This window comes from Ruegeria sp. ABV4_181, from assembly GCF_056158465.1.
This window is the reverse complement of record NZ_JBSWTI010000002.1, coordinates 3,137,004-3,153,584: the sequence shown is the minus strand read 5'-3', so window position 1 is coordinate 3,153,584 and position 16,581 is coordinate 3,137,004. Positions and strand designations below refer to the sequence as shown.

The window sequence follows — 16,581 nt, the reverse complement described above, 5'->3', positions numbered from 1 at the left end:
GAAATTGACATGACGACAAGACGTAAGTTTCTGAAAACGGCCGGGGTAGGTGTGGCCGCTGCGCCTCTGGCCACGCCGGCTCTGGCACAAAGCACGATCACCTGGCGGATGCAGACCTATGCAGGGCCCGCGCTGGCCGAGCATGTGATCGACCCCGCCATCAAGATGTTCAACCAAATTGCGGGCGACCGCATGCAGATCGAACTGTTCTATGCCGATCAGCTGGTTCCCACCGGTGAATTGTTCCGCGCGATGCAGAAAGGCACTATCGACGCGGTTCAGTCGGATGATGACTCGATGGCGTCGCCCACCGAGGTCACCGTATTCGGCGGGTATTTCCCGTTTGCCTCGCGCTATTCGCTGGATGTGCCGGTGCTGTTCAACCAGTACGGCCTGAACGAAATCTGGGATGAAGAATATTCCAAGGTCGGTGTGAAACACATCTCGGCCGGGGCGTGGGACCCGTGCCACTTTGCCACCAAGGACCCGATCAACAGCCTGGCCGATCTTCAGGGCAAACGCGTCTTTACCTTCCCGACGGCGGGCCGGTTCCTGTCGCAATTCGGCGTTGTTCCGGTGACTTTGCCATGGGAAGACATCGAGGTCGCGGTGCAGACCGGCGAGTTGGACGGCATTGCATGGTCAGGCATCACCGAGGATTATACTGTCGGCTGGGCGGATGTGACCAACTACTTCCTGACCAACAACATCTCGGGCGCATGGGCCGGGTCGTTCTTCGCCAATATGGACCGTTGGAACGAGCTGCCGGAAGACCTGCAAACCCTGTTCCGCGTGTGCTGTGACCAGTCGCATTACTATCGCCAGTGGTGGTACTGGGGCGGCGAAGCCAGCCTGCGGGTCAACGGGACCAAGATGCAGCTGACCTCGATCCCGGATGAAGAATGGGCAACCGTCGAAGCCGCGGCAGTCGCGTTCTGGGACGAGATCGCGGCCGAGTCCGAGACCAAGGCGAAGGTTGTCGAAATCTTCAAGCAGTATAACGCCGACATGCTCAAGGCCGGCCGGCCTTATCGCTACGGCTAAGAACCTCAGCCCCGGCGCGCGGTATCTGCCCTGCGCCGGGATTGGACAAACGGAACCGACAATTCGTATGCTGACATCTGTTTTTAAACCAAAATCAAGGCCCCCGGTGCGCTGCGGCGTGATCCGGAGCGGCGAGGTGTAAGCAGATGGCCATTGCAGGCTTTTTGATCGAGATTTTTGCAGCGACCATGTTGCTGCTGTTTGCCGTGCGGCTGGTAAGAACCGGGATCGAACGGCGTTTTGGCGCGCTGTTCCAGTCGATCCTGACGCGCCATTCGAACGGTTTTCTTGCTGGCGGGGCCGGAATGGTGCTGGCCACGATCCTTCAAAGCTCGGCCGCAGTTGCCGTCTTGCTGACCGGATTTGCCGCGGCGGGCATGGTGAGCTTTGGTATCGCACTGGCCGGTGTGCTGGGCGCCGATCTGGGCTCGGCGCTGATCATTCAGGTTCTGTCCTATGATCTGGGCTGGCTGCAACCGGTCCTGCTTGCGCTGGGCGGGTGGCTGTACCTCAAGTCCGACCGGGCCAATGTGCGGTTGATGGGACGGATCATTCTGGGTATCGCCTTCATTCTGATCTCACTTCAGTTCCTGCGCGACGCGGTCGAGCCAATCCGCGAAAGCGCGTTTCTTCCGGCCATCGCCGGTTATCTGGAAAGCGACTATTTCAGCGCTTTCATCGTGGGGGCGGTGCTAGCATTCGTCATGCACAGCTCGGTTGCGACGATCCTGATGTGCGTGACGCTGGTTCAGATCGGAGCGATCCCGTTTGCGGCCGGATTGTCACTGGTGCTGGGGGCTAATCTGGGTTCGGCCTTTATCCCGATCTGGCTGACGCGCGACCTGACGGTTTCGTCCCGCCGCATTCCGATGGCCAACCTGCTGTTGCGGGGCAGTGCCGCGCTTGTGGTGCTGATTGCAGTCAACGTTTACGGCGCGCAAGGGGCGCTGATGATCACCGGGGCAGGGCAGTCGCTGATCCTTGCACATATCGGGTTCAACCTGGCTGTGTTCCTGCTGGCATCGGGTTTTGTCAACCGGCTGGAGCGGCCGATGACTCTGTTGCTGCCTGAACCCGAGGTGGAAAAAAAGGCGATGGATCAGTTCTCGGATGCGCTCAGCCCGCTGAGCGATCCCAGCGCGTCGGGGGCAAATGTGGCAATGTCCTCGGTGCGCCACGAATTGCTGCAGATGGTCACCCAGGTCGAGCGGATGTTTCGCCCGGTGCTGGACATTTACGAACAGGACGACAGCGACGCGATATCAGCCCTGTGGCAGCAGGATGAGCGGGTCAATGCGCAACTGACTGAAATTCGCCGTTTTGTCGCGCGCATGCCGCGCCAGAACATGACCAAGGCGCAGATCAAGGCGGCGCGCGGGCTGGTGGAATACGCCATCCGACTGGAGGCCGCGGGCGATGTGGTTTCGAACCGCATGACACGCACCGCCCAGATCAAGCACACGGAACGCACCGAGTTTTCCGCCCAAGGGTGGAAAGAGCTGAAGGATTTGCACAGCGCGATACTGGAAAGCTTCTCGCTGGCCCGCCATGTGCTGCTGGTGGACGACATGGACTGCGCCCGCCGGCTGGTGCTGGACAAGGCCGAGGTCAAGCGTTTGTCGCGAAACAGCCGCAAGGCGCATCTGAAGCGGCTGGAACGGGGGCAGACTGAAAGCTTCCGCTCCAGCGATCTGCATCTTGAAACGCTGCGCGCCATGCGGGACCTGCACGGCCATGTTGCCGCCATCGCCTATCCGATCCTCTACAAGAGCGGGCAGGTGCTGGAGACGCGTCTGGTCATGGAAATGGAAAAGGACGCGTCCGAGGATTGAGGGCCGTCAACTGAGGAAATGAGGCCGGGGTCTCTGAGGGTGACAAAGGATTGACAGATGGGCGATGAACAACGTTTGGCTGATTTGAAGGCCAGGGTCGAGGCGGGCGAGGTGGACACCGTTCTGGTCTGCATGGTGGACATGCAGGGGCGGTTGATGGGCAAGCGGTTCCACGCGGGTCACTTCGTGGCCGGCGCGTGGGAGGAAACGCATTGCTGCAACTACCTTCTGGCCACCGACCTTGAGATGGGCACACCGGACGGTTACGCGGCGACCAGTTGGGAACGGGGCTATGGCGATTATGCCATGAAGCCGGATCTGCACACGTTACGCCCGGTGCCCTGGCTGGAAGGCACGGTGATGGTGATGTGCGATGTGCTTGATCACCATACGCACGAGGAAGTGCCCCACGCGCCCCGGTCGATCCTGAAGAAACAGGTCGCCCGTCTGAAAGCGATGGGGTATGACGCGATGACGGCCACCGAACTGGAATTTTTCCTGTTCGAGAAGAGCTTTGATCAGATCCGCAAGGAAGGGTTCCGCGATCTGGAACCGATCTCGGGCTATAACGAAGACTATCACATCCTGCAGACCACCAAGGAAGAGCATGTGATGCGCCCGATCCGCAATCATCTGTGGAATGCGGGGATTCCGGTCGAGAATTCGAAGGGCGAGGCTGAGACCGGGCAGGAAGAGCTGAACATCAAATACGCATCTGCTATGGAGACGGCCGAGTATCACTCGATCGCCAAGAATGCGGTGAAGGAGATCGCGTGGCAGTATGGCCACGCCGCGACATTCCTGCCGAAATGGCATCATGACAAGGTCGGCAGTTCCAGCCATGTGCACCAGTCGCTGTGGGCGGATGGCAAGCCTGTGTTCTTTGATGCAGAGGACGAGCTGGGCATGTCGGCGCTGATGAAAAGCTATATGGCAGGTCTGCTGAAATACGCCGCCGACTACACATATTTCATGGCCCCTTACATCAACAGCTACAAGCGGTTCATGAAGGGCACATTTGCACCGACACGGATTATCTGGTCGGTAGACAACCGCACCGCCGGCTTCCGTCTGTGCGGCGATGGAACCAAGGCCGTTCGGGTCGAATGCCGGATTCCGGGCTCGGATATGAACCCTTATCTCGCGATGGCCGGGATGCTGGCCGCCGGGATCGCGGGGATCGAAGAGGGGTTGGAGTTGCAACCTCCTACCAAGGGCGATGTGTATCAGGGTGAGACCGGGATGATCCCGGGCAACTTACTTGCAGCGCGGGATGCACTGCATAGTTCGTCCATGTTGCGATCGGCCATGGGGGATGAGGTGGTTGATCACTATTCACGTGCGGCCGAGGTTGAAGTCGAGGAATTCGAGCGCGTCGTAACCGATTGGGAAATTGCCCGCGGGTTCGAGCGGGCGTGAGGTCGGATCAGGCTGGGGGCTCTGCCCCCAGACCCCCGAGGTATTTTTGGCCAGATGAAGCAGGGATCCTGTTTCTTTCGGAAATGGAGTGACTATGGGGCAGATGTTGAAATGTGTCTCACCGATTGACGGGTCGGTATATGCGGAGCGGGACGTGCTGTCGCGGGACGCAGCCTTTGCGGCGGCTGAGCGTGCACGGGCGGCGCAGATGGACTGGGCGGCACGGCCCTTGCAAGAACGCATCGATCTTGTGATGGCAAGTGTCGCTGCCGTGGGCGCGATGAATGATGAGATCGTTACCGAACTCGCGCATATGATGGGGCGTCCGGTGCGCTATGGCGGGGAGTTCGGCGGGTTCAACGAGCGCGCGAGTTACATGGCGGAGATTGCTGAGATGTCTCTGGCCGACATCGCCGTGGGTGAGGATGAGACGTTCAGGCGCTACATCAAACGCATCCCGCATGGGGTTGTCTTTGTCGTGGCACCCTGGAATTACCCCTACATGACGGCAATCAACACGGTGGCGCCGGCGCTGATCGCGGGCAATACTGTGATGCTGAAACACGCCACACAGACCCTTCTGGTCGGTGAGCGCATGGCGCAGGCCTTTCATGCAGCGGGCGTGCCTGAGGATGTGTTCCAGAACGTGTTCCTGAGCCACGACGTGACCAGTGACCTGACTGCGGGCAACGCGTTTGATTTCGTGAACTTCACCGGCTCGGTCGGCGGCGGCCGGGCGATGGAGCGCGCGGCGGCGGGCACATTTACCGGCGTGGGTACCGAATTGGGCGGCAAGGATCCGGGTTATGTCATGGAGGATGCCGATCTGGATGCCGCCGTTGACACGCTGATCGACGGGGCGATGTTCAACTCGGGGCAGTGCTGCTGTGGGATCGAACGGATTTATGTGCATGAGAGTCTTTATGATGCCTTCGTCGCCAAGGCGGTTCAGATCGTGAAAGGCTACAAGCTGGGCGACCCGCTGGACGCCGAAACGACGATTGGCCCGATGGCCAATGTCCGTTTTGCCGACGAGGTGCGCGCGCAGATTGCCGAGGCGGTCGCGTCCGGAGCGGTGGCCCATATCGACACCTTTGCTGAAGATGACGGCGGGGCCTATCTGACCCCTCAAATCCTCACCAACGTCACCCATGACATGCGGGTGATGCGGGAGGAAAGCTTTGGCCCGGTGGTGGGCATCATGAAAGTGTCCTCGGACGAGGAAGCCATCGCGTTGATGAACGACAGCGAGTTTGGCCTGACCGCCAGCCTCTGGACCCGGGACGTGGATCGCGCCGCGCGGGTGGGTGACGCCATCGAAACCGGCACCGTGTTCATGAACCGTGCCGACTATCTGGACCCGGGCCTGTGCTGGACCGGCTGCAAGAATACCGGGCGCGGCGGCGGGCTGTCCGTGATCGGTTACCACAACCTGACACGTCCCAAATCCTATCACCTGAAAAAGGTCACCGGCTGAGAGCGATCTGCCTGCCCCGGAAAGACCCCCTCGCCGGGGCAGGCCACAATAACAAAGGAATCTCTGACATGACACTTGTTGGAAACTGGTCCTATCCGACCGCAATCAAATTCGGTGCCGGGCGCATCAGGGAACTGCCCGAGGCCTGCGCTGCGGCCGGGATGAAGAGGCCGCTGCTGGTCACGGACAATGGGCTGGCCAATCTGCCGATCACAGCGTCGACGCTGGATATCATGGAGGCTGCGGGACTGGGGCGCGGCCTGTTTGCGGATGTGGACCCGAACCCCAATGAAAAGAACCTCGACGCCGGGGTTGCGGCCTATAACGCGGGCGGTCATGACGGGGTGATTGCCTTTGGCGGCGGTTCGGCGCTGGATCTGGGCAAGATGGTTGCCTTCATGGCCGGTCAGACGCGTCCGGTCTGGGATTTCGAGGATATCGGCGATTGGTGGACCCGCGCGGATGCCGATGCCATCGCGCCGATCATCGCGGTGCCAACCACCGCCGGAACGGGCTCTGAGGTGGGCCGCGCCAGTGTCATCACCAACTCTGAAACGCACGCCAAGAAGATCATCTTCCATCCCAAGGTATTGCCGACCGTGGTGATTTGTGACCCTGAACTGACCGTGGGCATGCCCGGTTTCATCACGGCGGGCACAGGTCTGGACGCGTTCGCGCATTGTGTCGAGGCGTTTTCCAGCCCGCATTACCACCCGATGTCTCAGGGCATCGCGCTGGAGGGGATGCGGCTGGTCAAGTATTACCTGCCGCGCGCCTTTACTGACGGCACCGATATCGAAGCCCGCGCCCAGATGATGAGCGCGGCAGCGATGGGCGCAACCGCTTTCCAGAAGGGCCTCGGCGCGATCCACGCGATGAGCCACCCCATCGGCGCGGTGTTCAACACCCATCACGGCACCACCAACGCGGTCTGCATGCCGGCGGTGCTGGAGTTCAACGCGCCAGTCATCGCCGACCGCTTCCAGCAGGCCGCTGCCTATCTGGGCATCGACAGAGGGTTCGACGGCTTCCGCGCCTTTGTGCAGGAATTCAATGACAGCCTTGGTATCCCACGCAGGCTGGCTGATCTGGGTGTGACCGAGGCGTCGATCCCCGAACTGGTGCAGGGGGCGGTCATCGACCCGTCCTGCGGCGGCAACCCGATAGAACTGACCGAGGATAACCTGACCGGCCTGTTCAAGGCGGCGCTGTAAGGGCCTTGCCCAAACGCTCCCTCACCTCTCATACTGATCAGAGGTGAGGGAGATTTTCATGACCAAAGAGATTGTTCTGATCCACGGCGCGTTTGCCGGTCCTTGGTGTATGCAGGATTACGCGGGGTTCTTCCGCGACCGGGGCTGGACGGTCCATACGCCGGCGTTGCGCTATCATGGCGGCGACCCCCGGGCTGAACCCGATCCCGGCCTCACCGATACCAGCGTTCTGGATTACGTCGATGACATCGCCGCATATGTGCAGGGGCTGGACGGCAAACCTGTCATTCTGGGCCACGCCATCGCTGGGGTCGTCGCGCAGCAGGTGGCGTCGCGCGGGCTGGCCAGCGCGATTGTCCTGATCAACCCCAACGCGCCGTGGGGCACCTTGCCCGAAACCGATGACGAACGCGCCGTGCCGCGCGCGTTGATGGAGGGCGGGGCATTCTGGAAACAGCCCATGCGCGTCGAGTTCGACCTGATGGCCCCCTTTGCGCTGAACAAGATGCCCGAGGCGCAGCAGCATGAGGTGTTCGACCAGCTTGGTGCTGAGAGCGGGCGGGTGATGTTCGAAATGTTCTTCTGGATGTTCGACGACCACCACGCGATGAAGGTCGATATCGACAAGGTCGACTGCCCGGTGCTGATTGTCTCGGGCACCGAGGACCGGGCCGTCAACCCCAAAACCTGCCGCGCGTTGGCGAAACTCTACGGAGACCGCGCGACGTTTCTGCCGGTCGAAAACCACGCGCATTTTCTGTTCATGGAGCCGGGGTGGGAGGGTCCAGCGGGGCAGATTGCGGAGTGGTTGGACAGGGTGACTGTAGTGCCGGGCTGAAGCCCGGCCTGCGGGTTGCGGACTCGGCCGGATCTATACACCCAATGCTTGATGCAAAGCATCTAGCACGCACCCGAGAGTTAGCTACACTTTTGTTTTGTTAATAAAGTTGTACAGTTGAGCCATGGAACTTAGGCGCGCGACAATTCCCTAATTATATTTTTGCCTCCTCTGGGGCACCACAATTTCGCTGAATGCTTCCATGACTTGTACAATCTACATTGACGAAAGCGGTGATACTGGGTTTTCCAAAATTCGGTCTAAATCGGCTTCGGGCTCATCTCCATATTTTTGTATGGGCGCGGTAGTTATGCGTAGGGCCTCGCAAATTGAGGCTCGAAAACTGCTTGATGAGTTGCAAAATGCGTTTCGAAAAACGAAACGCTGGAAGCACGCTACAGACTTGAGCCATTCGCAAAAAGTGCATTTTGCGCGGCGATTGGCCGATATGCGCTTGCGGTTCTATGGCTTGATTTCAAACAAACACACCCTTGATGACTATGCTAAGGAAATCGATTGGGAACCCGACAAGTTCTACAATAAGTGCATAAAGTACTTACTCGAAATGATCGGGCGTGATCTTTCAAACTTCCCAACTGATTATCACGAGCCTCGAATTGTCGTTGAAACTAGAAACCATGACTATGACGCTCTTCGCCGGTATTTGAGCAAAGTGAAGAACAATCCGATTTACCCGCAATCAAAGCAACTGGTAACAATCAATCCCTTTGGTTTGATTGAGCAATCCAAAGACGAAGAAGACTTGCTCAGAGTAGCTGACTTCGTTGCGCACAGTGTCTATTGCTGCGTCAATAAAACGCCAGACAACTACTGGACTCCTTAAACCCGCTACTGGTTAGAGTTGTCCGGTCGTTTCGCTACTGATCATAAAGGTCGGATCGTTGGAGCCGGTCTAAAGTGTATTCACTCGCTTCAACAGGTTAAGTTGGACAAAGAAGTGCAGGACGTTATTGCCTCAGCACGCGGCTTACCAACCGGCAAGAAAGCTGGTTAGCCTCAAACATCCAACTCCTCCACGAACCGCGCGTTCTCCTGAATGTATTGGAACCGCAGTTCGGGTTTTTTGCCCATCAGACGCTCGACAAGGTCGCCGGTTTCACCGGGTTCGTCTTCATCAATCGTGACCCGGATCAGTTTGCGCGAGGCCGGGTCCATCGTGGTCTCTTTCAGGTCCTTGGCGTCCATCTCGCCCAGACCTTTGAAACGCGAGACGTCGATCTTGCCCTTGCCGCCCAGACCTTTCTCAAGCCATTCGTCGCGCTCGGCCTCGTCCAGACAATAGACGCGTTTAGCGCCTTGAGTCAGGCGATAAAGCGGCGGGCAGGCCAGATACAGGTGGCCCGCGTCGATCATGGGCCGCATCTGGGTGAAGAAGAACGTCATCAGCAGCGAGGCGATATGCGCCCCGTCCACATCCGCGTCAGTCATGATGATGATCTTGTCATAGCGCAGGTCGTCGACGTTGAACTTAGTGCCAAGGCCTACACCCAGCGCCTGGGTCAGGTCGTTGATCTCGGCATTGGTGCCCAGTTTCGAACTGGCCGCGCCCAGCACGTTCAGGATTTTGCCGCGCAGGGGCAGCAGGGCCTGCGTTTTACGGTCACGGCCCATTTTGGCGGACCCGCCCGCCGAGTCGCCCTCGACGATGAATAATTCCGTGCCGTCGCGTGTTGAACTACTACAGTCCACCAACTTGCCGGGGAGACGAAGTTTCTTAGTGGCGGACTTGCGTTGTGTTTCCTTCTCGGCCCGTCGGCGCAGGCGTTCCTCAGCCCGCAGGATGAGGAAGTCCAGTATCGCGCCGGCGGATTTCGTGTCCGCGGCCAGCCAGTTATCGAAATGGTCGCGGACCGAATTTTCCACCAGCCGTTGCGCCTCGACCGTCGCAAGGCGGTCCTTGGTCTGGCCGACGAATTCCGGCTCACTGATGAAGCACGACACCAGCGCGCAGCCGCCGGTGATCAGATCGTCACGGGTGATCTGACCTGCCTTTTTATTGTTGATCAGTTCCCCATAGGCCTTGATGCCTTTGAGGACCGCCGCCCAGAACCCCGCCACATGGGTGCCGCCCTCGGGCGTGGGGACGGTGTTACAATAGGACTGGATGAACCCGTCGCGCGAAGGCGTCCAGTTGATGGCCCATTCGACCTTGCCCGGCGTGCCGAATTTTTCATTGAAATCCACCGTGCCGGCAAAAGGCTGTTCGGCATAGGTCGAGGAGCCGTTCATTGTCTCCTTCAGGTAATCCGACAGGCCGCCGGGGAAGTGGAAGCTGGCCTCGGTCGGCGTCTCACCATCGTCGATGGCGGACTTCCAGCGGATTTCCACGCCCGAAAACAGATAAGCCTTGGAGCGAATGGATTTGAACAGGCGCGCCGGTTTGAAGCGGTGATGGCCGAAGATTTCCTCGTCCGCGTGGAAGGTGACGGTGGTGCCGCGCCGGTTGGGGGCTGCGCCGACCTTTTGCACGGGACCCAGAGGGATACCGCGCGAGAACCGTTGTTCGAACAGCTGCTTGTCCCGCGCCACCTGTACGACCATCGAATCCGACAGCGCGTTGACCACCGAGGCACCCACGCCGTGCAGACCGCCCGAGGTCTGGTAAGCCTTGCCCGAGAATTTACCGCCTGCGTGCAGGGTGCAGAGGATGACCTCAAGCGCCGATTTGTCGGGAAACTTGGGGTGCGGGTCGATTGGGATACCGCGCCCGTTGTCGCGCACGGTCAGGGCGTAGTCAGAGTGCAGCTCGACCTCGATCCGGTTGGCGTGACCGGCGACCGCTTCGTCCATCGAGTTGTCGAGGATCTCTGCCACCATGTGGTGCAAGGCGCGCTCATCGGTGCCGCCGATATACATGCCGGGGCGTTTGCGGACCGGTTCCAGACCTTCCAGCACCTCAATGGAAGAGGCGTCATAAGTAGTAGTCGCGCTGGGCGTCAACAGATCGTCGGGCATGGGTGCTGCTCTTGTTTTTAGGTTGGTCCCATTATGGCAGGTGATGTGGTCGGGGGGAAGAGGTCCCCGAGGTGTTGTGTGCGATTGGACGTCAGAATACCGGCGCCTTTCCGGAAGCCGCTGATCGGAAACCGGTTATTGAGGTTTTTCTGCCGTCAGGCGCGCGCCGCCAATTCGCCGCTTCTGAACGTCGTCAACAAACTGCGCGTACATCCGCAGGAATTCGTCCCCTTTGGACGGGTTGCCCGCGCGTTCAGCCTCGGCATCAAGCGCCCGGTACATGCTGAGGCGCCGTGCCAGGATGTCGCCCCATGAGGCCGTGACATCATCCGCGGAAACCACCCGAAAACCAGCCTGTTGCAGCCCGGTTTGATATTCGGGGATGCTGAGCATGGACTGACAGGCTATTCCCTGACGATATTGTTCCATTTCCTCGTCCGACAGGCGTGTGTGCATCACCCAATCGGTAAAGGCAAAGCGCCCACCGGGGCGCAGGACGCGAAAAACCTCGCGCAGTGCCCGGGGTTTGTCCGGGATATGCAAAAAGGATTCCTGACTGACCGCAGCGTCGAACCGGGCGTCGTCGAACGGCAGGGCCATTGCGCTGGCCAGAACCGGATGCACCTGATCCTGCAGCCCGACCAGTGAATTGAGCTCTTTCGCACCGTCGATGCGGTTGGGGCTGATATCGACACCGGTGACCTGAACACCGCGTTCGGTCGCGTACCACCGCGCCGGTCCGCAAAGGCCGGCGCAGACGTCCAGAACGTTGTCGCCGGGCTTCATCTGCGTGTTGTCCGCCAGCCGGGCATTTGCGTCCAGCCCGTCATAGTGATCCTGATCGTAAGGGTAGAGCTCCTGTGCAGTAACACCGTCAAGGTTTCCCCTGCTGGCAGTCAGCTTGGTCAGGATATGCGGTGCCGAAATCGGGTGGCTGGCATACCATTCGGCGACAGTTTCTTCCGCCTTTTCCATCATTTACTCTCCCTCTTGAATTCCGGAAGCTTATCCCGGCATGTTGGGATGATCCAGATTTGTCTCGAAGAATGACGGGATAAATGTTTGGGTTGAACGTGATGCGCGCAGGACCATGGGGGCCAAATGAGCTGGATAAAAACCGTTCCGTTCGAACAAGCCACAGGCAGGCTGAAGAAACTTTACGAACGGGTGACCGGCCCGGGCAACAATGTAGACAACATCATGATGGTGCATTCGCTGCGACCGCATTCGATGGAAGGTCACATGGCGCTGTATAAGAACGTGCTGCACCATTCGGCCAATTCCGTCCCCAAGTGGTTTCTGGAGGTTCTGGGCGTCTGGGTCAGTTCCCTGAACCAATGCAGCTATTGTGTCGAACATCATTTCAGTGGATTGCAGCGGCTGCTGGACGATGCCGACCGGGGCCTTGCCATTCGCGCCGCGATTGAGGCCAGAACCCTGGAAACCGCGCCCCTGGACACCGCGCAGATCAGTGCGATGAACTATGCCCGAAAGCTGACCGAAGCACCGGCCGAGATGGTACAGGCGGATATCGGGGCGCTCCGGGATGCCGGATGGGATGACGGCGAGATTCTGGAGATCAATCAGGTCTGTGCGTATTTCGCTTATGCAAACCGAACCGTTCTGGGCTTGGGATGTTCCACGGATGGCGACATTCTGGGCCTGTCACCAAACAATTCCAAGGACCCGGCGGATTGGGGACACAAATAGGCGCTAGCCTGTGTCCCAGTCCAGAATGGCGCGCGCAATAGCCTCGGGCCTTTGGTGATGCAGCCAGTGGTCCGTGCCGGGAATGTCCATGCGGGTCAGGTCAGGGGCAAATTCCTCTAGCCCCCGTGTTGTCTCCGGTAGCAAGGCTTTGTCTTCGGGACCCCATAACAACAGGTGCGGGCAACGGATCATCAGCCGCTCGCGCGGCAGTTCGGGCAGGTCGGTGCGCGGTTCGCCGGGTTTTGCCACCACCAAAGGCGAAGCGTGATACCAATTCAGCATCGCATCGAGGCGACCGGGTCTGGCCCACTCGGCGCGATAGGTGCGCATGCGGCTCTCCGACAGCCAGTCGACGCCCATGCCGTGCCGAAAAAACTGTTCGAGTTTGGCGAAATTGTCGGCGGAAAAATACGATGCGGCCTGTGGCGTGCGCAGGACGTTGATATATTGCGACGCTTCCGATTGCGCCCCGCCGGCGGCAAGGGCCCGCTGAAACGGCACCGGATGGACGCCATTGGCTATGATCAGACGCCTGACCAGATCAGGGCGGAACATTGCCAGGCCGTAAGCCACTGACGCCCCCCAGTCATGGCCCAGAACAGTCAGCGGCGCGCCCTTTTGTTCGGCCAGGGCCGCCATGTCGGTCACCAACTGGGACAAAGTGTAATTGCCGGTGCCTTCCGGTGCCCAGCTTTGCCCATACCCGCGCTGATCCGGCGCGAGACAGTGGTAATGAGCCGACAGAAACGGGGCAAGATCACCCCATGCGCCACCATATTCGGGAAACCCGTGCAACATCAGAAGCGGCGGCAGGTTCGGCCGCCCCCAGCTGCGCAGAAAGAAGGGATGGCCGTTCAGTTCGACGATGCTTGTGTCCATGGTCTGTTTGTATGTTCTCCTGTGGAATAAGCAACCTGCGGCGGGTCCAAGCCCGGTTTGGTTTGTGAAAGGTGGGCCTGCGATTGCCGGATGCCGGTCTCAATCTGAAATTTCTCAGATCGGCTCTTGTCCAAGCCTTTGGCCGGGCATATGGCTGATGCGATGAACAAGGTGATGACATATCGCGCCCATTTCCGGGCCATTGCAGTGCTGGGCCTGCCGCTGATCGGCGGGCATCTGGCGCAGTTTGCCATCGGTCTGACCGACACGATCATGCTGGGCTGGTACGGGGTCGAGGCACTGGCCGCTGTCACGCTGGCCAGCAGTTTTTACTTTGTCCTGTTCCTGTTCGGGGGTGGTTTTGGTCTGGCAGTCATGCCGATGGTCGCGACCGCTGCCGCCGAAGAGGATGAAACCAGCATCCGCCGTTCGACGCGGATGGGGCTGTGGCTGTCGCTGCTTTACGGGATGCTGGTGATTCCTTTGCTCTGGTGGTCCTACCCGATCCTGATTGCCACGGATCAGGACCCGCAAGTTGCTGAAACCGCGTCGGAATACCTGCGGGTTGCCGGGTGGGGATTGTTCCCGGCGCTGGTGGTCATGGTACTGAAATCCTATCTTGCGGCGCTGGAGCGGACACAGATCGTGCTGTGGATCACGGTCGCTGCGGCGGTGGTTAACGGGCTGACCAACTATGCGCTGATCTTCGGCAATTGGGGCGCGCCGGAACTCGGCGTGATGGGTGCGGCCATAGCCTCGGTTGTGACGCAGACCGTGTCTCTTATCGCGGTGATCGTCTACGCCGTGCGCGTCCTGCCGGAACACAATCTGTTCCAAAGATTCTGGCGCCCGGATTGGGAGATGTTGTTCAGCGTCCTTCGGCTGGGTGTTCCCATCGGGTTGACCCTGTTGGCCGAAGTGTCGCTGTTTGCGATGTCGGCTTTCATGATGGGGTGGATCGGTCAGGTGCCGCTGGCGGCGCATGGTATCGCGCTGAACCTGGCCTCGGCCACGTTCATGGTGCATCTGGGGCTGTCAAACGCGGCCACGATCCGCGCCGGGAACGCCCTGGGCCGCAAGGACAGGCCGCATCTTGAAAAAGGTGCGATCGCGGTGACGGCGATGTCGCTGATTGTCTCTGTCTTCACGATTACCCTGTTCCTGACCTGCGCCGAGCCGCTGATCTCGATTTTTGTCGAACCTGACGATCCGCAGCGCCCCGAGATTCTGGCGATCGGCACCGGCTTGCTGGCCATGGCCGCCCTGTTCCAGCTTGTGGATGGGGCGCAGGTAATCGCGCTGGGCCTGCTGCGCGGGTTGCAGGATGCGAAAGTTCCGATGGTGATGGCCGGGCTCAGCTATTGGGTCGTGGGGATACCGGCCTCATATTACTTTGGATTTACGCAGGACCTCGGAGGGATCGGTATCTGGCTGGGCCTCGTGCTGGGTCTTGCCTGCGCAGCGGTCCTGTTGATGGCGCGGTTCTGGCTGCGTTCGGTGCGCGCCATTGGGGTGCCCGCAGAATAGCCGCCCGGCGGATCAGCCTTTGCTGAGACGATCCGCCTTTTTGCGCACCAGAACCGTGCGCAGATCATGCATGGCCAGCAATAGCCGGTCGGTGATCTCTTCCAGCTGTTCGTCCGTCGCCTTGGACTGCGCCCAATGCGTGGTCAGGTTCAGATAATCGACCGCGCGATGAATGTCGTCGATATCGCGCTGCGCCAGCAGGGTCTTGCGTTCTTCCATCCAGCGGGTGATCGCCTCGCGATCAGCATCGCTCAGAACGCGCTGTCCCTGCGGCTTAACCTCGCCGTTTCGGATGTTGATCACCGCGATCTGGTCCATTTCGATCCGGCGCTGGCGGTTCTCGGTGTCGATCCGGAACACAGCCGCACCGTTCTCGCGCACTCGGAAATAGTATTCGGGCAGTTCAGCCGTCATCAGAGGTCTCCGGTCAGGTCAGCGATGCGCAAAAGCGCTGAATGCGGGTGCAAGCTTCTGTCAGCGCCTCGTCCGAGGTTGCATAACTGACACGGAAGTTCGGCGACAGGCCAAAAGCCGCGCCAAACACGACGGCGACGTCTGCCTCTTCGAGCAGTGCGGTGGCAAATGCCTCATCCGAGTCGATCACCGTTCCGGCAGGTGTCGTTTTGCCGATCAGTCCGGCGATGGACGGGTAGACATAGAACGCGCCTTCGGGCGTCGGGCAGGTGATGCCTTCTATGTCGTTCAGCATCCGGACAACCAGATCGCGGCGACGTTTGAACGTATCGTTGTTCGGGGCCAGAAATGCCTGCGTGCCGTTCAGCGCCTCAACCGCGGCCCACTGGCTGATTGAACAGGGGTTTGATGTCGACTGAGACTGGATCTTGCGCATCGCGGCGATGATCTCAACCGGGCCAGCGGCATAGCCAATGCGCCAGCCGGTCATGGCATAGGCCTTGGACACGCCGTTACAGGTTAGCGTGCGGTCATAAAGGCCGGGCTCAACCTCGGCCGGGGTGCAGAACTCGAACCCGTCATAGGCGAGGTGCTCGTACATATCGTCGGACATGATCCAGACCTGCGGGTGCCGCATCAGCACATCGGTCAGGGCCTTCAGTTCGGCCCGGCTGTACCCCGCGCCCGTGGGGTTGGACGGCGAGTTGAAGATGAACCATTTTGTCTTGGGCGTGATCGCCGCCTCAAGCTGTTCCGGGGTCAACTTGAAGCTGTTTTCCAGCGTCGTTTCAACGACCACCGGAGTACCCCCTGCCAACAGCACCATATCGGGATAGCTAACCCAGTAAGGGGCAGGGATAATGACCTCGTCACCTTCGTTCATCGTCGCCATCAGAGCGTTGTACAACGTCTGCTTGCCACCGGTTCCAACCGAAATCTGCGCGGGAGTGTAATCCAGCCCGTGGTCACGTTTCATCTTGGCGCAGGCGGCTTGCTTCAGTTCGGGGATGCCGTCAGGGGCGGTATATTTTGTCTTGCCGGCCGCAATTGCGGCAACGGCGGCATCCTTGATGTTCTGCGGCGTGTCAAAATCGGGTTCCCCCGCGCTCAGGCCGATAACGTCGCGTCCGACGGCCTTCAACTCGGCCGCTTTGGCCGTCATCGCGATCGTAGGCGATGGTTTTACGCGTGACAGTGTCGCAGACAGGAAACTCATGGACGGCCTCGGTTTGTATGTTCAGCCTGTCTGTC

General features: G+C 59.7%; 14 protein-coding genes. 9 read left to right on the top strand and 5 right to left on the bottom strand.

The features are described 5' to 3' along the window. Nucleotides 1-9 precede the first annotated feature (9 nt). The 7 genes from ACXAC3_RS15660 to ACXAC3_RS15630 all read left to right on the top strand — a co-directional run bounded on the left by ACXAC3_RS15660 (nt 10) and on the right by ACXAC3_RS15630 (nt 8,668). The gene (locus tag ACXAC3_RS15660) at nt 10-1,044 is read left to right on the top strand and encodes a TRAP transporter substrate-binding protein (protein WP_475162053.1); all 1,035 of its coding nucleotides are present in this window, start codon (nt 10-12) and stop codon (nt 1,042-1,044) included. A gap of 146 nt (nt 1,045-1,190) precedes the next feature. After that, nucleotides 1,191-2,876: a Na/Pi cotransporter family protein gene (locus tag ACXAC3_RS15655; protein ID WP_475162051.1), complete on the top strand. Its 1,686-nt coding sequence runs from the start codon at nt 1,191-1,193 to the stop codon at nt 2,874-2,876. Nucleotides 2,877-2,933: 57 nt separating this feature from the next. Continuing rightward, a complete protein-coding gene (locus tag ACXAC3_RS15650) occupies nt 2,934-4,295 on the top strand; it encodes a glutamine synthetase family protein (protein WP_475162048.1) in 1,362 nt (453 codons plus the stop codon). Between the two features lie 94 nt (nt 4,296-4,389). After that, nucleotides 4,390-5,772, top strand: coding sequence for an aldehyde dehydrogenase family protein (locus tag ACXAC3_RS15645; protein WP_475162046.1), 1,383 nt, complete (start codon nt 4,390-4,392; stop codon nt 5,770-5,772). 68 nt (nt 5,773-5,840) lie between these two features. Continuing rightward, the gene (locus ACXAC3_RS15640) at nt 5,841-6,986 is read left to right on the top strand and encodes an iron-containing alcohol dehydrogenase (protein ID WP_475162043.1); all 1,146 of its coding nucleotides are present in this window, start codon (nt 5,841-5,843) and stop codon (nt 6,984-6,986) included. Nucleotides 6,987-7,044: 58 nt separating this feature from the next. After that, nucleotides 7,045-7,824 (top strand): alpha/beta hydrolase, encoded by a 780-nt coding sequence (locus tag ACXAC3_RS15635; RefSeq protein ID WP_475162042.1) that lies wholly within the window; start codon nt 7,045-7,047, stop codon nt 7,822-7,824. Between the two features lie 202 nt (nt 7,825-8,026). Then, nucleotides 8,027-8,668 carry a DUF3800 domain-containing protein gene (locus tag ACXAC3_RS15630; RefSeq protein WP_475162039.1) on the top strand — a complete coding sequence of 214 codons (642 nt, stop codon included), beginning with the start codon at nt 8,027-8,029 and terminating at the stop codon, nt 8,666-8,668. Nucleotides 8,669-8,841: 173 nt separating this feature from the next. Here ACXAC3_RS15630 and parE read toward each other — a convergent pair whose 3' ends face one another. Beyond that, nucleotides 8,842-10,800: a DNA topoisomerase IV subunit B gene (gene parE / locus ACXAC3_RS15625; protein WP_475162038.1), complete on the bottom strand. Its 1,959-nt coding sequence runs from the start codon at nt 10,798-10,800 to the stop codon at nt 8,842-8,844. 135 nt (nt 10,801-10,935) lie between these two features. After that, the gene (locus ACXAC3_RS15620; protein WP_475162036.1) at nt 10,936-11,778 is read right to left on the bottom strand and encodes a methyltransferase domain-containing protein; all 843 of its coding nucleotides are present in this window, start codon (nt 11,776-11,778) and stop codon (nt 10,936-10,938) included. A 123-nt stretch (nt 11,779-11,901) separates the two neighbouring features. Between ACXAC3_RS15620 and ACXAC3_RS15615 the strand changes: the two genes are divergently transcribed. Further along, the gene (locus tag ACXAC3_RS15615) at nt 11,902-12,510 is read left to right on the top strand and encodes a carboxymuconolactone decarboxylase family protein (RefSeq protein ID WP_475162035.1); all 609 of its coding nucleotides are present in this window, start codon (nt 11,902-11,904) and stop codon (nt 12,508-12,510) included. Between the two features lie 3 nt (nt 12,511-12,513). On the opposite strand, the gene ACXAC3_RS15610 is transcribed toward ACXAC3_RS15615, so the two are convergent. After that, entirely contained in the window at nt 12,514-13,389 is an 876-nt protein-coding gene (locus tag ACXAC3_RS15610) for an alpha/beta fold hydrolase (protein ID WP_475162031.1), read from the bottom strand. Between the two features lie 174 nt (nt 13,390-13,563). Between ACXAC3_RS15610 and ACXAC3_RS15605 the strand changes: the two genes are divergently transcribed. Then, the gene (locus ACXAC3_RS15605) at nt 13,564-14,916 is read left to right on the top strand and encodes an MATE family efflux transporter (protein WP_475163459.1); all 1,353 of its coding nucleotides are present in this window, start codon (nt 13,564-13,566) and stop codon (nt 14,914-14,916) included. 12 nt (nt 14,917-14,928) lie between these two features. On the opposite strand, the gene ACXAC3_RS15600 is transcribed toward ACXAC3_RS15605, so the two are convergent. Next, the gene (locus tag ACXAC3_RS15600) at nt 14,929-15,330 is read right to left on the bottom strand and encodes a hypothetical protein (RefSeq protein WP_475162028.1); all 402 of its coding nucleotides are present in this window, start codon (nt 15,328-15,330) and stop codon (nt 14,929-14,931) included. Between the two features lie 13 nt (nt 15,331-15,343). Next, complete coding sequence (locus tag ACXAC3_RS15595; protein WP_475162026.1) at nt 15,344-16,546, bottom strand: pyridoxal phosphate-dependent aminotransferase; 1,203 nt, start codon at nt 16,544-16,546, stop codon at nt 15,344-15,346. Nucleotides 16,547-16,581: the final 35 nt, after the last annotated feature.

Bases quoted from the DNA above. Each gene is read 5' to 3' on its own strand.
- ACXAC3_RS15660 (WP_475162053.1), top strand. From the start codon at position 10: ATGACGACAAGACGTAAGTTTCTGAAAACGGCCGGGGTAGGTGTGGCC.
- ACXAC3_RS15655 (WP_475162051.1), top strand. From the start codon at position 1,191: ATGGCCATTGCAGGCTTTTTGATCGAGATTTTTGCAGCGACCATGTTG.
- ACXAC3_RS15650 (WP_475162048.1), top strand. From the start codon at position 2,934: ATGGGCGATGAACAACGTTTGGCTGATTTGAAGGCCAGGGTCGAGGCG.
- ACXAC3_RS15645 (WP_475162046.1), top strand. From the start codon at position 4,390: ATGGGGCAGATGTTGAAATGTGTCTCACCGATTGACGGGTCGGTATAT.
- ACXAC3_RS15640 (WP_475162043.1), top strand. From the start codon at position 5,841: ATGACACTTGTTGGAAACTGGTCCTATCCGACCGCAATCAAATTCGGT.
- ACXAC3_RS15635 (WP_475162042.1), top strand. From the start codon at position 7,045: ATGACCAAAGAGATTGTTCTGATCCACGGCGCGTTTGCCGGTCCTTGG.
- ACXAC3_RS15630 (WP_475162039.1), top strand. From the start codon at position 8,027: ATGACTTGTACAATCTACATTGACGAAAGCGGTGATACTGGGTTTTCC.
- parE (WP_475162038.1), bottom strand. From the start codon at position 10,800: ATGCCCGACGATCTGTTGACGCCCAGCGCGACTACTACTTATGACGCC.
- ACXAC3_RS15620 (WP_475162036.1), bottom strand. From the start codon at position 11,778: ATGATGGAAAAGGCGGAAGAAACTGTCGCCGAATGGTATGCCAGCCAC.
- ACXAC3_RS15615 (WP_475162035.1), top strand. From the start codon at position 11,902: ATGAGCTGGATAAAAACCGTTCCGTTCGAACAAGCCACAGGCAGGCTG.
- ACXAC3_RS15610 (WP_475162031.1), bottom strand. From the start codon at position 13,389: ATGGACACAAGCATCGTCGAACTGAACGGCCATCCCTTCTTTCTGCGC.
- ACXAC3_RS15605 (WP_475163459.1), top strand. From the start codon at position 13,564: ATGACATATCGCGCCCATTTCCGGGCCATTGCAGTGCTGGGCCTGCCG.
- ACXAC3_RS15600 (WP_475162028.1), bottom strand. From the start codon at position 15,330: ATGACGGCTGAACTGCCCGAATACTATTTCCGAGTGCGCGAGAACGGT.
- ACXAC3_RS15595 (WP_475162026.1), bottom strand. From the start codon at position 16,546: ATGAGTTTCCTGTCTGCGACACTGTCACGCGTAAAACCATCGCCTACG.